Annotated in this window: 16 protein-coding genes; 9 read left to right on the forward strand and 7 right to left on the reverse strand. The window is 38.9% G+C overall.

The annotated features are described in order from the left end of the window. Positions 1-187 precede the first annotated feature (187 nt). Together P1X15_RS15780 and P1X15_RS15785 are read left to right on the forward strand one after the other, a co-directional pair. The gene (locus P1X15_RS15780; protein WP_310586023.1) at positions 188-919 is read left to right on the forward strand and encodes an NrtR DNA-binding winged helix domain-containing protein; all 732 of its coding nucleotides are present in this window, start codon (positions 188-190) and stop codon (positions 917-919) included. A 59-nt stretch (positions 920-978) separates the two neighbouring features. Continuing rightward, a complete protein-coding gene (locus tag P1X15_RS15785; protein WP_277339092.1) occupies positions 979-2,736 on the forward strand; it encodes an ABC transporter ATP-binding protein in 1,758 nt (585 codons plus the stop codon). A 5-nt stretch (positions 2,737-2,741) separates the two neighbouring features. Here the strand turns inward: P1X15_RS15785 and P1X15_RS15790 are convergent, their stop codons facing one another. Both P1X15_RS15790 and P1X15_RS15795 read right to left on the reverse strand, forming a co-directional pair. Continuing rightward, positions 2,742-3,179, reverse strand: a complete 438-nt coding sequence (locus tag P1X15_RS15790) for a hypothetical protein (RefSeq protein ID WP_277339093.1) — start codon at positions 3,177-3,179, stop codon at positions 2,742-2,744. 97 nt (positions 3,180-3,276) lie between these two features. Then, positions 3,277-3,726, reverse strand: a complete 450-nt coding sequence (locus P1X15_RS15795; protein ID WP_277339094.1) for a hypothetical protein — start codon at positions 3,724-3,726, stop codon at positions 3,277-3,279. 196 nt (positions 3,727-3,922) lie between these two features. Here P1X15_RS15795 and P1X15_RS15800 point away from each other — a divergent pair, with 196 nt between their 5' ends. After that, positions 3,923-5,227 (forward strand): aminotransferase class V-fold PLP-dependent enzyme, encoded by a 1,305-nt coding sequence (locus P1X15_RS15800; RefSeq protein ID WP_277339096.1) that lies wholly within the window; start codon positions 3,923-3,925, stop codon positions 5,225-5,227. Between the two features lie 87 nt (positions 5,228-5,314). Here the strand turns inward: P1X15_RS15800 and P1X15_RS15805 are convergent, their stop codons facing one another. Further along, positions 5,315-5,431 carry a 30S ribosomal protein THX gene (locus P1X15_RS15805; RefSeq protein WP_277339097.1) on the reverse strand — a complete coding sequence of 39 codons (117 nt, stop codon included), beginning with the start codon at positions 5,429-5,431 and terminating at the stop codon, positions 5,315-5,317. Positions 5,432-5,524: 93 nt separating this feature from the next. On the opposite strand from P1X15_RS15805, the gene P1X15_RS15810 reads away from it, so the two are divergent. From P1X15_RS15810 to P1X15_RS15835, 6 genes are all read left to right on the forward strand, one after another. Further along, on the forward strand, positions 5,525-6,373 hold the full coding sequence (locus tag P1X15_RS15810; protein ID WP_277339099.1) for a TraB/GumN family protein: 849 nt from the start codon (positions 5,525-5,527) through the stop codon (positions 6,371-6,373). Between the two features lie 487 nt (positions 6,374-6,860). After that, entirely contained in the window at positions 6,861-9,065 is a 2,205-nt protein-coding gene (locus P1X15_RS15815) for a tetratricopeptide repeat protein (RefSeq protein ID WP_277339101.1), read from the forward strand. Next, on the forward strand, positions 9,065-9,553 hold the full coding sequence (locus P1X15_RS15820) for a hypothetical protein (protein ID WP_277339102.1): 489 nt from the start codon (positions 9,065-9,067) through the stop codon (positions 9,551-9,553). The genes P1X15_RS15815 and P1X15_RS15820 overlap by 1 nt, the downstream gene beginning before the upstream one ends. Positions 9,554-9,557: 4 nt before the next feature. After that, positions 9,558-10,508 (forward strand): DUF6175 family protein, encoded by a 951-nt coding sequence (locus P1X15_RS15825; protein WP_277339103.1) that lies wholly within the window; start codon positions 9,558-9,560, stop codon positions 10,506-10,508. Between the two features lie 22 nt (positions 10,509-10,530). Next, complete coding sequence (locus P1X15_RS15830; RefSeq protein ID WP_277339104.1) at positions 10,531-11,418, forward strand: CsgG/HfaB family protein; 888 nt, start codon at positions 10,531-10,533, stop codon at positions 11,416-11,418. Further along, a complete protein-coding gene (locus P1X15_RS15835; protein ID WP_277339105.1) occupies positions 11,415-12,380 on the forward strand; it encodes a hypothetical protein in 966 nt (321 codons plus the stop codon). Before P1X15_RS15830 ends, P1X15_RS15835 begins: the two co-directional genes overlap by 4 nt. A gap of 99 nt (positions 12,381-12,479) precedes the next feature. On the opposite strand, the gene P1X15_RS15840 is transcribed toward P1X15_RS15835, so the two are convergent. From P1X15_RS15840 to P1X15_RS15855, 4 genes are all read right to left on the reverse strand, one after another. Then, complete coding sequence (locus tag P1X15_RS15840) at positions 12,480-13,439, reverse strand: CPBP family intramembrane glutamic endopeptidase (protein WP_277339106.1); 960 nt, start codon at positions 13,437-13,439, stop codon at positions 12,480-12,482. Continuing rightward, positions 13,411-14,223: an N-acetylmuramic acid 6-phosphate etherase gene (murQ, locus tag P1X15_RS15845; RefSeq protein WP_277339107.1), complete on the reverse strand. Its 813-nt coding sequence runs from the start codon at positions 14,221-14,223 to the stop codon at positions 13,411-13,413. The genes P1X15_RS15840 and murQ overlap by 29 nt, the downstream gene beginning before the upstream one ends. Positions 14,224-14,295: 72 nt before the next feature. Then, positions 14,296-14,955, reverse strand: coding sequence for a phosphatidylserine decarboxylase family protein (locus tag P1X15_RS15850; RefSeq protein ID WP_277339274.1), 660 nt, complete (start codon positions 14,953-14,955; stop codon positions 14,296-14,298). Between the two features lie 106 nt (positions 14,956-15,061). Beyond that, positions 15,062-16,336, reverse strand: a complete 1,275-nt coding sequence (locus P1X15_RS15855) for a Glu/Leu/Phe/Val dehydrogenase (RefSeq protein WP_277339108.1) — start codon at positions 16,334-16,336, stop codon at positions 15,062-15,064. Positions 16,337-16,365 lie beyond the last annotated feature (29 nt).

Below are 16,365 nucleotides of genomic sequence, written 5' to 3' on the forward strand. Positions count from 1 at the left end.
TTATTGGTATTCCACAAGCAGATCCTACTTGGTTACGTTTATCTAACGTATATCGCTACCTAAGGCAAAGTTAAATTATTACAATTTCGATAGAAGTTAATAAAGTCTCCTGTATGGGTAGTAGGGAGTTTAAGTATTCGAGAAAACAAATTATAACAATATTGTATCTATCTATTATAGTCAATTTATGATGTCTGATTCAGAAGAAATATCAACATTTTTGTCCAAAAAAGATTTTTTTATACCCCAACTTTCTATTGCTTGTGTCGTATTTGGTTTTCATGAAAATCAGCTTCATATTCTGCTTTTGAAAACCAAAGGAGTGCAAAATTGGCTGCTACCAGTAGGGTTTGTCGAGCAGGAGGAAGATATTGATGATGCGGCAAGAAATATTCTATACAATAGAACTGGTGTATCTGATATTTATTTAGAGCAATTTCGGGTTTTTGGGAAAGCTAAGCGACCTACCAAACAATCCATAGAGGATTTTTTGACCGCCAATCATTCGGTAGGTATTGAAGCGGATTGGTTGTTGAAAAGGTTTGTTTCTATAGGTTATTATGCCTTGGTGGACTTTTCGAAAGTGCACGCCAAAGTCAATGAAGTAACGCTGGCTTGCGAATGGTTTGAGGTTGATAAGTTGCCTGTTCTGGCTTTTGACCACCAAGAAATGATCGAAAAAGCCTTAGAGACTCTTCGCTTTAATCTCGATTCTAAGGTCGTAGGAACGAGCCTTTTACCTGATGTATTTACGATGAATGAACTACAAAAACTTTACGAAGGAGTTTTGGGAGAATCGTTGCGCCGAAACAATTTTCAACGCAAAATGCTGAGTTTGGATATTTTAGAACGTATCGAAAAACGCTATACCGGAGCGGCCAATAAGGCACCTTATTTATATCGTTTCAAAAAAAATTAAAACACTATTTTTAGATAGAGTATGCGGAACAGAAAGGGGAAAAGCGGTGTTTTTCACTCATGGATATACTTTACCGCTACCTTCGTCCTTATTGGAAACTCATTACGGTGGCCCTTACGCTGGCTGCTGTCAATCAAATTTTTTCTTTGCTTGACCCCTACATTTATCGTTTAGTGATTGACCGTTATGCGTCGCATATCAAAGACTTTTCTGAAAGCGATTACATTTGGGGGGTCTTAAAATACGTTGGCCTGGCTATTGGAGCTGCTATGGTGTCGCGTATTGCCAAAAACTTCCAAGATTATTTCATAAGTGTCATTACGCAAAAGGTTGGTACACAGATTTATACCGACGGAATTAAGCACTCGCTTGCTTTACCCTATCAGGTATTTGAAGACCAACGTAGCGGACAAACCTTGGGGGTGTTGCAAAAAGTAAAAACCGACACTGAGCGTATGATTACGTCGGTGGTCAATGTGGTATTTCAGTCCGTAATTGGGATTACATTCGTGATTATCTACGCATGGAGTATTTATTGGCCTATAGCTCCGGTATATTTTCTTACCATTCCCGTGATTGCGTGGTTGAGCTCGGTACTAAGCAAACGCATCAAAAAAATACAAACTAAAATTGTCTCCGAAACTACCGCTCTCGCAGGAAGTACTACCGAATCTCTCCGCAATATTGAATTGGTAAAGAGTCTGGGGCTTACTGACCAAGAAATCAAACGTTTGAATGGGAATACAGAAAAAATACTCGGCCTTGAGCTTCGTAAGGTTAAGTTTGTCAGGACTTTAGGGTTTGTACAGGGTACCACTATCAATTTTCTCCGAAGCTGTATTGTAGCCTTGATGCTTTGGCTTATTTTCAAAGAAGTACTTACCATTGGGCAATATTTTTCATTGTTGCTGTATTCGTTTTTTATCTTCGGACCTCTTCAAGAACTTGGAAATGTAATACAACTCTATCGAGAGGCCGAAGTATCGCTCAACAATTTTAGGGATATTTTGAGTAAACCTATTGAGGCCAAGCCTACCAAACCCGTTGAATTGACGCGAATCGAAAAAATCGGTTTTCATGATGTATCTTTCAAACATCTCACTGCGGGTCGTCATGCACTTAAGGACGTAAATTTTGAAGTGAAAAAAGGAGAAACTGTTGCGTTTGCGGGGCCTTCAGGTAGTGGAAAAACAACGCTGATTAAACTCCTTGTGGGCTTATACGACCCCGAAGAAGGGCATCTTACTTATAATGGAATCGATAGTCGAGAGATTGATAAAGACGAGCTACGCGAACAAATTGGTTTTGTGGCTCAAGACGCACAATTATTTTCAGGAACTATTCGCGAAAATCTACTCTTTGTAAAACCCACCGCGACCGACGAAGAGAGTTTGGCGGTATTACAGAAAGCGGCAGCGTATTCATTGCTCAATCGCGCCGATAATGGCCTCGATACAGTCATTGGAGAAGGAGGCATGAAAGTGTCTGGAGGTGAAAAACAGCGACTCTCCATAGCGCGGGCGCTTTTGCGTCATCCCAATTTGTTGATTTTTGATGAAGCAACTTCTGCACTAGACTCTCTTACCGAAGAAGAAATCACGCAAACGATTCGCGATTTATCGCGCAATCAGCAGCATATTACGGTCTTGATTGCCCACCGCTTGAGTACGATTATGCACGCCGACAGAATCATCGTATTAGAAAAAGGAAAAATCATCGAATCTGGAAAGCACGAAGATCTGCTGACTCAGAAAGGACTATACTATGCTATGTGGCGTCAGCAAGTAGGTGAAAGCGAGGAGATGACGAGTGCCTAGAGAGCTTATTTCTTGGTGACTAGGGTATATTTTCCTAAATCTGGGTCACTGCCCGATAGCCTCATTTCATTGTTATAACAGACAGCGACTCGAAGTTTGCCTTGGTAAGCTTCGATTTCGCCGGATGGTAGTTGTCTAAGGGTTGCTTCCCCCAAATTTTGCGAATCTGAAGTGAGTTTTCCGGTTTTATCCGTAAAATTATAAACCATCTTAGCAGATACGTTTTCGTCGCTCAGTTTTGTTACTTCTATTGTGCCAGAAGTGATTTGCCCTGTAGTAGGATGGGTATAGGGGTATACGATATTGAATCCGTTGTATTCTTCCCTCACAAAAGTATAGCTTCCTACTACTTGATTCGCAAGTGAAGGGGGGAGTTCTTCTTTTTTACTACAAGAAGCAATTGAAAAGGTGAATAAAAGGGAAAAAACTATACTTTTCATCATTATAAAAATAAAGACATGGTAAATAACTAATAATAAAATAATTAGGCCAGTGAATTGGAAATTCACTGGCCTAATTTAGAAAAAAATACCAAGAAATTTATTTTTTTCCAGTAATTGTAACTACTCCTAAATCAGCATCATTGATAGATAATTTTAGTTCGTTGTTGGCGTAGGTACCTACTTTAGTTGTACCTGCATAAGCTTCAATCTCACCATTCGTTGCTTTTTTAAGAGATATACCTTTCAAATCAGCTGGATCTTCTTCAGGCTGCCCTGTGGGTTCTTTATAAATAAGAATCAATTTACCATCTACAGTATCATCGGTTACTTTTTTGATTTCGATTTTGCCAGATATAGTTACTCCATCAGTCGGGTCTGTGAAAGGGAGGGGAACCGAAATTCCAGAAAATCCTAAACTTGTAGCTGTATAATTACCAGCTACTTGGTCGGCAAGTGATGGCTCAGGGTCTTCTTTTTTGCTACACGATACGATGATAAGAGAAGCAAATAAGAGGAGGAGGAAGGAGGACAACTGAGAGCGTTTCATTGTTGTGGTGTTTGTAAGTGGACAATAATGTTAGAGATTTATTTCGTAGCAAAAGTAAACAACAGTTCTAAAAAAAGTACAGGAAAGGGTAAAAACTAAGGCAGGATTTTATTAAACGGAAAATAGTAGTTGGTTTTTTGGAGGGCTCTTTGTAGTATTGTAAAGCCGCTTCATATTTCAAATATTTACCTAAACAATGTTTAACCGTCGTCAATTTTTAGGGTCACTTGGTGCTGCTGCTAGCGCCATCACCCTGCCGCCATTCTTAGCCCCTGCCGAAGCCAAAACCTTCGAAATGTTTAATCAGCAAATGGCTCATTTTTCGCCTTTAGAGGCTGCTCAAAATGAAGATTTTTGGGCTTGGGTCAAAACTGAGTACACTGTCTCTCCCAATTTGCTCAACCTCAACAATGGAGGAGTATGTCCACAGCCACGCTCAGTACAAGATGCACATATTCGTTTTTACCAATATTGCAACGAAGCCCCTAGCTACTACATGTGGCGTATATTGGATCAAGGTAGGGAGTCGTTGCGTAGCAAATTGGCAGATTTGGCCGGCTGTTCAGCCGAAGAAATCGCTATCAATCGGAATGCAACTGAAGGACTCAATACTGTTATTTTTGGATTGGATTTAAAACCGGGAGATGAGGTAGTTTTGACCAAGCAAGACTATCCTAATATGATTAATGCTTGGAAACAACGCGAAAAACGCGACGGTATCAAACTAGTTTGGATAAATCTTGACTTGCCTCAAGAAAATGACAATTATTTTGTAGACAAGTTTGTGAGTGCCTTTACTTCACGCACCAAAGTAGTTCATATCACTCACATGATCAATTGGGTGGGACAGATTCAACCTGTACGCAAAATAGCCGATGAAGCTCATAAACGCGGTATCGAGGTAATTGCCGATGGCGCCCATACGTTTGCGTTGTTGGATTTTAAAATTCCCGATTTAGGCTGTGATTATTATGCTACAAGCTTACACAAATGGCTTTGTGCGCCTTTTGGTAGTGGCATGATGTATGTCAAAAAAGACAAAATCTCAAAAGTATGGGCACTCTTGTCAAACAATGAACCTGACGGACCCGATATTCGCAAATTTGAGAGCTTAGGTACGCGCTCTTTCGCTTCCGAAATGGCTATTGGTACTGCCGTAGATTTTCAACTGTCGATTGGGGCGGCTCGCAAGCAGGCACGTGCACATTACCTACAGCGCTACTGGACTGACAAAGCTCGTCAGATTCCGGGTGTTAAAATCCATACTTCTCCCGATCCTAAATATGCCTGTGCGATTGCTCTTGTATCAGTAGACGGTATGAAAACGTCAGAATTGGACGGGCATCTTTACAACAAGCACAAAATTCATACAACGGGTATTGAGTGGGAAAACATCAAAGGAGTACGCGTAACCCCCCATGTATATCATACCCCCAAAGATCTTGATCGATTGGTCAATGCACTTGACGACATAGCAGGAGCTTCAAAGAGAAAAAGCTGAGAATAGAAATTTTGAAAGATACTGAGTTACTAAGCGAAGGCATGATTTTCCCTGAGGCTTAGTAACTCAATTGCGTTCTAGCCTACCTTAAGTAGTTGGCGAGGAAGGTTTTGGGGGTATTATTTTCTTCTTAGAAGGGCGTTTTACACCGTTTGAACCTCGCCAAATCTTGCCTCTTTTGGTCTTTCTGTCTCCTTTTCCCATGATAATATTATGTTTAAGAATAAAGAAAAATGAATATACAAAGATAAAAATCAATTAAATTGCCTTCAAACGGATAGTTTACTTTTTTAAGCAATGAAAACATTTCAAGTTCTTATTTTTTGTTTATTGACTCACTTCATTCAAGCGCAAAACAAATCATTGTTATGGGAAATATCGGGTAATGGCCTTTCGAAGCCTTCCTATCTTTATGGTACCATTCATTTGATTTGTCCGAATGATTATTTCTTGACTGATTCGACTAAGGCTGCTTTTGCAAAAACCGATCAAGTATATCTTGAACTTGACATGGATGACCCTAGCATGATGTCGAAAATGATGAAGACGGCGATGTTTACGGATGGCAAAAAGCTCAAAGATTATCTTTCGGCGGATGATTATACGTTATTGAATGATTTTTTTAAACAAAAAATGGGAATGGGACTTGACCAGATGAATGGCATGAAGCCATTTACGGTGATGTCGATGTTGTACATGACCCTATTGTCTTGTCAACCACAGTCCTATGAATTAGTGTTTACGCAGATGGCTTCCAATGCAAAAAAAGAAATGCTAGGCCTCGAAACCGTTGAATTTCAAATGAGTATTTTTGACCAAATACCTTACGAAAAGCAGGCTGCATTACTAGCCGATATGGTCCGAAAAAAAGAAGAGTCTGCAAAAGAATTTGGGCAGATGGTAGCACTTTATAAAGCTCAGGATGTAGAAGGGCTACTGAAAGTAATGGACAATAGTGAATGGGATTTTAATGGCTATGAAGATATTTTACTGGCCAATCGTAATGCGGCATGGATACCTATCATGGAAAAAGCAATGGAAACAAAACCTACCTTTTTTGCGGTCGGAGCAGGGCATTTGGGTGGAGAAAAGGGGGTATTGAGTTTATTGAAAAAACAAGGGTTTGTGGTGAGGCCTGTATTGTAATAGCAGATTAACCAACGCCTTTTATTTTCGTATTTTTATCAATTATTTTGAGTTATCCTTAGACTAGTAGGTTATGTTTTTTTAATAATACTATTTTTGATCCAAATGAGAGTTTAAAGGTGTTTATTTTCAATGATATAGATAAATAAGTATAGTATGGGGTAATTATAAAAGACCAAATAAATAGTTAAGGTTTTATTGATTTTACAAAAATTACTGGCAAAAGTATAAAATGGGATTTTTTGATATTTGGAGGAAATAAGGATAAAGCAATCTTGGAGTTTTTGCTAGCTCACATTTACAAGTCAAAGGTTTGTATATTTATTAGAAAAAAAATACTGGATTTTGAAAAATCGGTTATAATTTTACGTCGTGACTAATCTTACTAAGGTTGAAAGGAGCCTGAGTTTTCCAATGGTTTGAATAAGAGTAAAATCCTACTACTGTAGGTGTCTAAGAATGTCAAGTGTATTTTAAAATTAAATATATGTCTAAACTTTACGTCATTTTTTTATTTTTTATTTGTTTTAATTCCTATACTCAAAAAGTTGATTTAGATGCTTTGCCTATCGAAGTGTCTTATGTGTCGTATCCCAAACGGCCTTTTCCTCCAGAGTACACTACCTATTCGGTAGAATACGACATTCCTGCAAATGTAGCTACTCAATTAGGAATCTCTGCCCCTCAACTTAAATCAAGTTGCTGCAAGATGTCTGGTTATAAAGACGTTAATAGAGGCGGCCACTTTATGGTGCGAATTGGCCTAGAAACCCCTACTTATGGAAATGTGAAAGAGCTAACTTCAACTTACAAAGTGAAGGATCAGTCAGGAAAAGAAGTCCAAAAAACTAGTTACTATATTTCATTTAATTATGCTTTTCAGGCAAATATCGTAATTATGGACTACAAACAAGCTATTATTGGGAAGTTCACCAATATTTCTAGGGTAAGTAATGAAGGAAAAACGCAAGAATTTAGTACGTCTGCTCAAATGAAAGAGTATTGGTCTAAAAATGCTATGACTTTGATAGTACCTCTTTGGAAGAAATTACTTAATGATAATATCGTACAGGCAGGATATATATTAAATTCTGATTATGGCTATCATAATGTATCGAAAGAAAAAGCAAAATTGTGGATTCTTGATTCTAAGAAACATCCAGAGTTTGAAGCTTTTCAACAGCACTATGAAACTATAAAAACGGCTTTTGGAGGAATGACCCCCTCCACTCCTCTTGATAAAAGTAGCTTGAATTCTGCTATCACTTATTTTGAGTCTCTTCCTAGTAAATACAGCGCAGATGAAAAATCGGATCGAAAAATTCGTTATGCTGCCTATTTTAATTTAGGGGTTATTTATTACTGGCTAGAAGACTTTGAAAATGCTGCTAAAAATGCGGATTTACTTGTTAAAAATGATTATGATAAAAGTGATGGAACTAGTTTGCTGAGCTCAATTGAAAGGGTAAAAGCTTCTTTGGCAGCAAACAATGCTCCCAATCGTCATATGGTTAGAGATATTGCCAATGCTACACCCCCTGCTTCGGCAGAGTGGGGAGGTACTCAAGCGGCGGCGGTTCCGTCGGCGGCGTTGGATGAAGACGATTTGAGGTATGGCGAAAATAATGCCCAATTGGGTGGAGCACCTTCTCAAAAAGCAGCTGAAGATAAGAAAGCACAGACTGCTTATGAAATACAAAATATAATGGATCAAATAGACGATCTTGTAGAAAATATAAAGAAACGTAATGCTGATTTGAAGGTTCAGATAAAAGCGTTGGATGAAGAGATTGCCAAAGATTCTACCAATGCAAAGCTGTATTATACGCGTGGAGTAAAACGCCGAAGCCTTGCACCTTATGAGAAAGGACATTGGGAGGGAGTGGTAAAAGATTTCCAAAAAGCGTCAACTCTTAAACCCAAAGATGAAGATTATTTGTTTGATTATGCCTTAATTTTAGGAAATGTAGGAAGGCATGAAGAGGCTATTAAGGAGTATGATAGACTGATTGCGTTGAAGCCTAAGCACGTCAAAGCGTTTCAGAATAAAGCCAATCTTTTGCAGTATTTAGGACGCTATCCACAGTCTATAGAAGCCTCTAATCGCGCCTTAGAACTGGATTCTAAAAATTTTGACGCAATGATGTTACGAGGCTTCACCTATTATTATATGGATAAATATGAGGACGCACTTCGTGATTTTGAGGCAGCTATTCCACTCAATTTAAAATCAGGCTATGCTCATGCGGCCAAAGGCTACGTCAAAAATGCCCAAGGCAAATTTGAAGAGGCAATTCCTTATTTTGACAAATCGGCACAAATTGAGCCTAAACAAGCAAGACCCTACGCCAACAAAGCTTTTTCACTAGGTAATTTAAATAAAATGGACGAAGCAAAAAAACAAATTGCTGAGGCCATTAAGTTAGGACCTACCTACGGTAACGCCTATTACATCCGTGCTTGGTTGAACTTAAAGGAAAAAAATTATGAAGCCGTATATGCGGATGTGAAAAAATGCCTAGACTATAGATTTCCCGAAAGATATAAACCTTGGACGGTACTAGGAGAAGCATACATGGAAATGGGAGAATATGATAAGGCTAAAGAAATGTTTGAACAAGCACTTGCTATGAAAAAGAATTACGCTCCTGCACTTCAAGGTCAAGCCAACCTCTTAAAAATAAAAAAATAATGAACTTCGGTCGGCTTAATTTTAAAAAGACAATTCATAACTCCCTAACTTGGTTGATGATTTTAGCCACTATATTGAGCGGCTGTAAACGAACTCCTTTAAGTACTGGTGTGGTGTTATTATCAGAAAATGCACCTGGGGTAATTGTAATAGAAGCTTTAGGAAGCGGGATCGGAATGCCATCAATTGAACAAAATGCCAAACAAAATGCCTTTGATATACTGCTATTTCAAGGACTCTCCTCTGCGTCTGTTTCAGCATATCGGCTACCATTGGTTTCTAATCAGAATAGTATTGGTAACTTTACAAATGATTTTTTCACAAATAAAAAATATGAACCTTTTGTAAGCCAAATAACACAAGTATCAAAACCGCGTCGGCTAAATTCAGAAAATAAACTATCTCTTCGATTTAGAATGACTATCAACTATGATGCTCTACGACGCTATTTAGAAAATCAAAACATAATCCGCAAATTCGGTTATTAATCGTATGAGATATATTGTTATTCTAATATGGGGAATCCTTCATAACCTTAATTCACTGGGGCAATACACTCAAAAAAAAAGTAATGAAGTTCAAAATTTCGATAATACCTTAAGGGAAGATTCTCTTAAAAAGAAGCTAGTAACTCAGCCTACTATCATGGTTTTCCCGATGTTTAAGGAAGGACAAAATTTGCGTGAAGTGGTAGAAAATGATGCCAATAGCCGTATTGTGATGACTAAAGTCAAAGAACTATTTGACAAAAGAGGATATTCTACCGTAGATTTTTTATCAAAAGCTCGAAATTTAGCCCTTAATGAGGTGCTTACCTCTGAAAATCAATCAGATATCAAAACTCAAATTATAAGTGGGTCAGGGGCAGACATTTGTGTTGAGGTGGAGTATGTGTTTAGTGAAACGGCCAACGGAAACGAGCTTTCTGTTACGTTAAATGCTTACGAATCATCTACTTCCATGACTCTGTCAAGCAAAGTCGGAAATAGTGGCAAATTTTATACGCAAGATATGGGCCGGCTAATTAATAGAGCAATAGATCCTATTTCTGAAGATTTTTTGAATGTAATGCAGCAAAAATTCAACGATATTGTTGAAAATGGTCGCTATCTAAGCCTAGAGTTTAGTTTGGCAGAAAGCGCAGATTTTGATATGACTACAGAAATCGGGGTAGAAGCCTTACCTTTATCAGATGTATTAGAGGAGTGGGTTGCTACCAATACTAAGAGTTATCATATTCAAGGTGTTACAAGTTTAAAAACTATATTTGATGTAATAAGAGTATCGCGTCACGATATTCAGGGTAGACCACTAACCACTACTCGGTATGCTCTTGATATTATGAGGTTCTGTAATCAGCTATCATTGGCCAATAAAAAAGATAGAAAATTAAAAGCAGAACGCCTCATTAAAGGAAATACTATTTTAATGACTCTCAAGTAAAAACATTTGTTTACGATAAATTATGAAAAAATTAAGTGCCTTCTTTATTTTATGGGTAATGTCGTTAAGTATTTATGCCCAAAATGAAAAGATTGTGATAGGTATTCCCTCTTTTGGACATGCAGAGTACATTGAGGAAAAATACGTTACGGAACTTACCGAAATTGTTTCTAATGAATTTGTTAAATCTAAACGCTTTACAATTGTAGATAGAACAAAATTAGATGTTGTAGCTAATGAAAGAGAACTGCAAAAAACTGAAGACTTTATAGATAGTAAAGTAGTGGCTCAAGGCAAAACTTTAGGCGCTCAATACATTGTTGCAGGGCATATGGTATCTATTGGTACAAATAAATCTTTTTCAGCCGAATACCAACAATATGTTACAGTAGCGAGAGTGATTTTTTCACTCAAAATGATTGATGTTGAAACTGGAGAGGTTGTCTATGCCGAAACTTTTGGAAAAGGTAATTCAAGTGGGGCTTCGGGATCTTATTTCTCCGCACCTACTACATGCGATATGCCTGGCTCGGGATTATCGACAGCAGCAGCTATCAAACAAGGTATAAGTAATATAGGATGTGGAGTAAGTCAATGGTTACGAAAAATATTCCCATACATGGCCTCCATTGCCGAAATCCAAGATTTACACAAAAGAAAAGGGGCACAAACAGTTTTGATCACTGCGGGCAAATCATTGGGTGTCACTTCAGGTAAAAAGCTAAAAGTAGTGGAGTTGATGAAAATTAATGTGGACGGGAAAGAGCTTATTAGACAGAAAGAAATAGGTTCGTTGTGGGTTAAGAAAGTGGAAGACGATAATTTTTCTGTATGTGATGTATGGTCAGGGGGAGAAGAAATTGCCGAAAAAATGCAACAAAAAGTGCCTCTAAAAGTAATCATACAATGAAATATTTTCTAGCATCCCTATTAATTTTATCTAACCTATTCCTAGCTTCACAAGCTCAAAATTCTTCTGTCAATGAAAAAAATATATTTGGCAAAATGACTTTAGCTGTTGTGATGCCTTCGTATGTGGAAGGATTGGACGATAGTCATCTAGAAAAATTAAAAAGTTCGATTATTGAAATCCTAACTTCTAATGGGCTAGCATCTTTTCAATCTCAAAATCATTTAGTTCTTTACCCCACTATTCGGCTCTTAGATGAGCGTAATGTGAATGCGGGGGTGCAAAACATGACATTGATTGAAGCTGAAATAAGTCTTTTTATTAAACAACCTGACAACAATACTCTCTTTGCTACAATTACAAAAAAGCTTAGAGGTAGTGGAAGAACTCGTGTTTTAGCGCTTAATAATATGCTAGATAGAATTAATAAAGATAATGAGAACTATGCTGTTTTTATTGAAAAAGGTAAGCAAAAAGCTATTAATTATTATAATAGCAATTGTGAACGGATTATTGAACAGGCCGAAAATTTTTCTAAAACAAATCAATTTATTGAAGCTCTAAATTTGTTATTTAGTATTCCTGACGAAACGAGTTGCTTTCAGAAGATTAAGCCTATGACGATAGAAATATTTAAGTCATATCAGGCTCAAACCTGCCAGAAAATGCTACAAGATGCTAAAGCAAAATTAGCTAATCGACAATTTGAGGAAGCATTATCAATAATAGGTCAAATAGATCCTCAAGCTCCGTGTGCACCACAGACAAATGAGTTGATCATTAAAGCCACTCAGGAAACTTCTCAAGAAAATAAATCTCAATGGGAGACCTTACAAAAATTATTTGCTGACAGCAGCCAATTAGAACGTTATCGACTTCAACTTATCAATGATTTACTTACAAAGCGTTATGGTGGGATGTCTTTTTATGACTATTCTCGTTTAAATCAAAATAATAAATAGGGGTCTTAGTTAGTCTTGTGAGCCTATTATTTATCATTAAGTTCCAATTTTGCTGTCTCTAAGACGCAAAGCGTCTTAGAGACAGCAATCATATCATTCTTAAATCTTTTGGAGCCAAGCGGCAAGGTCCATAAGCCAAGCTACGCCTATGTGGACGATGATACCTCCCCATATACTGCGCGTTTGAAAGGCAAGTACTCCCAATATATATCCACCAAAAACAGACCCGATAGTTTCTCCGAGAGGTTTGCCAAAGTGCAAAGCTGCATAGCAAACAACCATGGATATGATACTACCTCTTCCCAATAAGTGGGACATCCCAATCACCATAAAACCTCTGAACATAAGCTCAGTAGATACGAAATCAAACCCATAAAACAATTCATAAATCAAAGTGGTGAGTAGGGGTGAAACTCCAAAAAACTCATCGGCGTTGGAGTCTTCGTAGGAAGGGTAGGAGCTTAAAAAATCTGCTTGAAAAGAAGCCCAGATTATGAGAGGTATCATCAATACCACCAATAATAAATAAGGCTTTAAAGCATGCCATTTAGGAAGAAAACCGTAGAAAAAATGCCATTGGGAATCAAATGTGCTGTAAAATATAAATAAAGGAACAAATACTGTGAGGAGAGAGGAGATATTGGTAAAACAATGAAAAGCATAGTTGTAAATAGCTCCCTTAAATATCGATTGACTCCAATGGTGATAAGCATAAAAACCACCATCTATCCCAAGGATTGCTAAGATGAAAAGACTGTAGACCCAAAAACGTGGATTTTGTAAACGCCACCATTCTTTGCGAAAGGCGACCCAAATCAATAAGCTACCATAGTAAGAAAATGCATATAACAGAAAATACCAAAACATACGTAATGGCCTGCCACGGTAACTATCAATAATGCCTTTTTCGAGATTGACGCTATAATTGAAGAAAATAATAAGAAAAAGAAATAAGGCAATGCCCATATAAACATCCCAGCGAAAATCGGCTTGGAAATGTGTCCTGATAGCTTGCCAAATCGCTTTCATATTAAGGTTTTCGGCCTGCTTCAACGGCATTCCGCACGCTACCGTGGGTATCTAAAAGGCCCTGAGCTTCTTCAATGCTTAAATAGGGAAGTTCTTCTCTTACCATTCTTATAGCACGCTGTACAAGCTTATAATTGGTCATTTGCATATCGACCATCTTATTGCCTTTTACCCGTCCGAGCTGTATCATTACGGATGTAGAAATCATATTGAGAGCGAGTTTTTGGGCGGTACCTGCTTTCATGCGAGTGCTACCAGTCACAAACTCCGGTCCTACCACTACTTCTACCGGAAACTCTGCTGCTGCGGCTACTGCAGAGCCAGTGTTACACACAATACAGCCTGTTAAGACACCCGCTTGGCGCGCTTTTTCAAGGCCACCAATGACATAAGGAGTACGACCCGAGGCGGCAATCCCAATTAAAGAATCTAGCTCATCGATTTCGTATTCGAGAAGGTCAATCCATGCTTGGTTAGGATCATCTTCGGCATTTTCGACAGCTTTTCGGATGGCTTGGTCACCACCTGCCATGATACCAATCACCAAATCAAAAGGTACACCATAGGTAGGGGGACATTCTGAGGCGTCTACTACACCCAGCCGACCGCTGGTACCTGCGCCTATGTAGAAAAGTCGACCCCCTTGCTTCATTCTAACCACAATTTTCTCTACAAGTGCCTCTATTTGTGGAATAGCTTTTTCTACGGCATAGGGCACAGTTTTGTCTTCATTGTTGATATTAGTTAACAGCTCTCTCACGCTCATGAGTTCGAGGTTATTATAGAGAGAGGTCGATTCGGTTGTAGATAGCATGTGCGTAAAAAATAAAGCAAATTTTTGAAAGTAAAATTCCTTTTGTCTTGATTAAGAACTTTACCTGAAAGATTAATTAAGAGTGGCTATGACCGTAATACCGCCGGTGGTTTTGTCTTCCAAATTGACATTGATAGTAGCATCAAGGGGTAAATAAATATCTACCCTAGAGCCAAATTTGATAAAACCCATCTCGGAGCCTTGACTTACTTGCTGTCCTTCTTTTACATACCAAACGATACGCTTGGCCAAAGCACCAGCAATCTGTCTAAACAAAACTTCTACGCCATTTGGTGATTGAATAACGGTAGTAGTGCGTTCATTTTCTGTACTTGATTTGGGGTGCCACGCTACCAGATATTTTCCTGGATGATATTTGAAATACTTAATGACTCCGCTGATAGGGTTCCAATTGATATGCACGTTGATAGGCGACATAAAAATAGATACTTGACGTCGTGGCCCTTTAAAATATTCTGTTTCAACGACTTCTTCTATTACAACTACTTTGCCATCACAAGGCGCAATGACGTGCTTGGGGTTGATAGGAGAGAGGCGAGTAGGTTTACGAAAAAACTGCACAATGATAAAAAAGAATATAATAGAGACTATCAGCCAAGTGGTAGTAAGCCATTCTATATCACCTAAAAAATTACGTAGGAGGGCATTGGTTCCTAATACAAACAGTGCCGCTAATCCAATACTAACAAAGCCTTCTTTATGAATAGTCATCATTCTTATACGTATAAAAAATAAATGCGGGGAAAGGAGATGAGTCCTTTGCCCCGCAAAAATAGTAATCTTATTACTACTCTCTACTGCTTAGTGCTTACTTTTATTAATACCCCCCACGGAATTTATAAGTACTCGCTACTTTGTCGATAGCCACAATGTAAGCAGCTAGACGCATATTGACCTTGTATTTTTGGGAGGTAGCATACACGTTTTCAAAAGCGTCTTTCAAAATCCGGTCAGAGCGACGGTTGATTCTCTCTAAATTCCATTTATAACCAATCCGGTTTTGTACCCATTCAAAATACGAAACGGTCACTCCTCCAGCATTGGCCAAAATATCAGGCACTACCATGATGCCTTTGTCATTGATGATGGTATCGGCATTTGCCGAAGTAGGACCATTGGCACCTTCTACTATCATTTTGGCTTGGATATGAGCCGCATTTTCTTGGGTAATTACGTCTTCTTTGGCCGCAGGTACGAGTACATCTACAGGCAGTGCGAGCAATTCTTCATTGGTGATAGGCTCCGCTTGTTGGTAGCCTTCTAGTATGCCGCCGTTGGCAGCGCGATAGGCGATTGCATCTTCTATATCAATACCACGTTCATTGTAATATCCTCCTGAAATATCACTAATCGCCTGAACTGTGACACCACGCTCGTGCAAAAGTGCCGCTGCATACATCCCTACATTCCCAAATCCTTGCACGGCAGCCGTGGTTCGGTAAGGATTCAAGCGCATTTTTTCCATTGCTGCCAATGCCGATACTGTCACTCCTCGGCCTGTAGCCTCAGTACGGCCTAACGAGCCTCCCAATACCAATGGCTTGCCAGTCACTACGGCTGGTACAGTCATCCCCATGGCTTTGGAATATTCATCCATGAGCCACGCCATTTCGCGAGGTCCCGTGCCCATGTCAGGAGCCGGAATGTCTTTGTCAGGTCCGAATTCATCGAGCATAGCAGTAGTATAAGCACGCATCAAACGTTCAATTTCACCGGCTGACATTTGGCGAGGGTTGCACGCAATTCCCCCCTTAGCTCCTCCGTAAGGAATATCTACTACGGCGCATTTCCAAGTCATCCAAGCAGCTAAAGCGCGTACTTCATCGATGTTGACGCCCATATCAAATCGAATTCCACCTTTGGCGGGGCCTAAGATAGTAGAGTGAATGACGCGGTAGCCTTCAAAAACCTTGATTTGCCCGTTGTCCATTGTCACAGGAAGTCCTACAACTACTTGCTTGCGAGGAACTTTGAGGATATGGTACATTTCGTCGCTGATACCGAGAAGCTCGGCTGCTTTGTCAAAGCGCGACATCATAGACTCCAGTGGATTCTCCTTATCTTTGATAGGAGCTGGTTCAATATAAGTCATAATTTTAACGATTCTGATTGTTTTGGAAT

This window comes from Runella sp. MFBS21 (assembly GCF_029433105.1).
In the GTDB taxonomy this organism is placed as follows: Bacteria; Bacteroidota; Bacteroidia; order Cytophagales; family Spirosomataceae; genus Runella.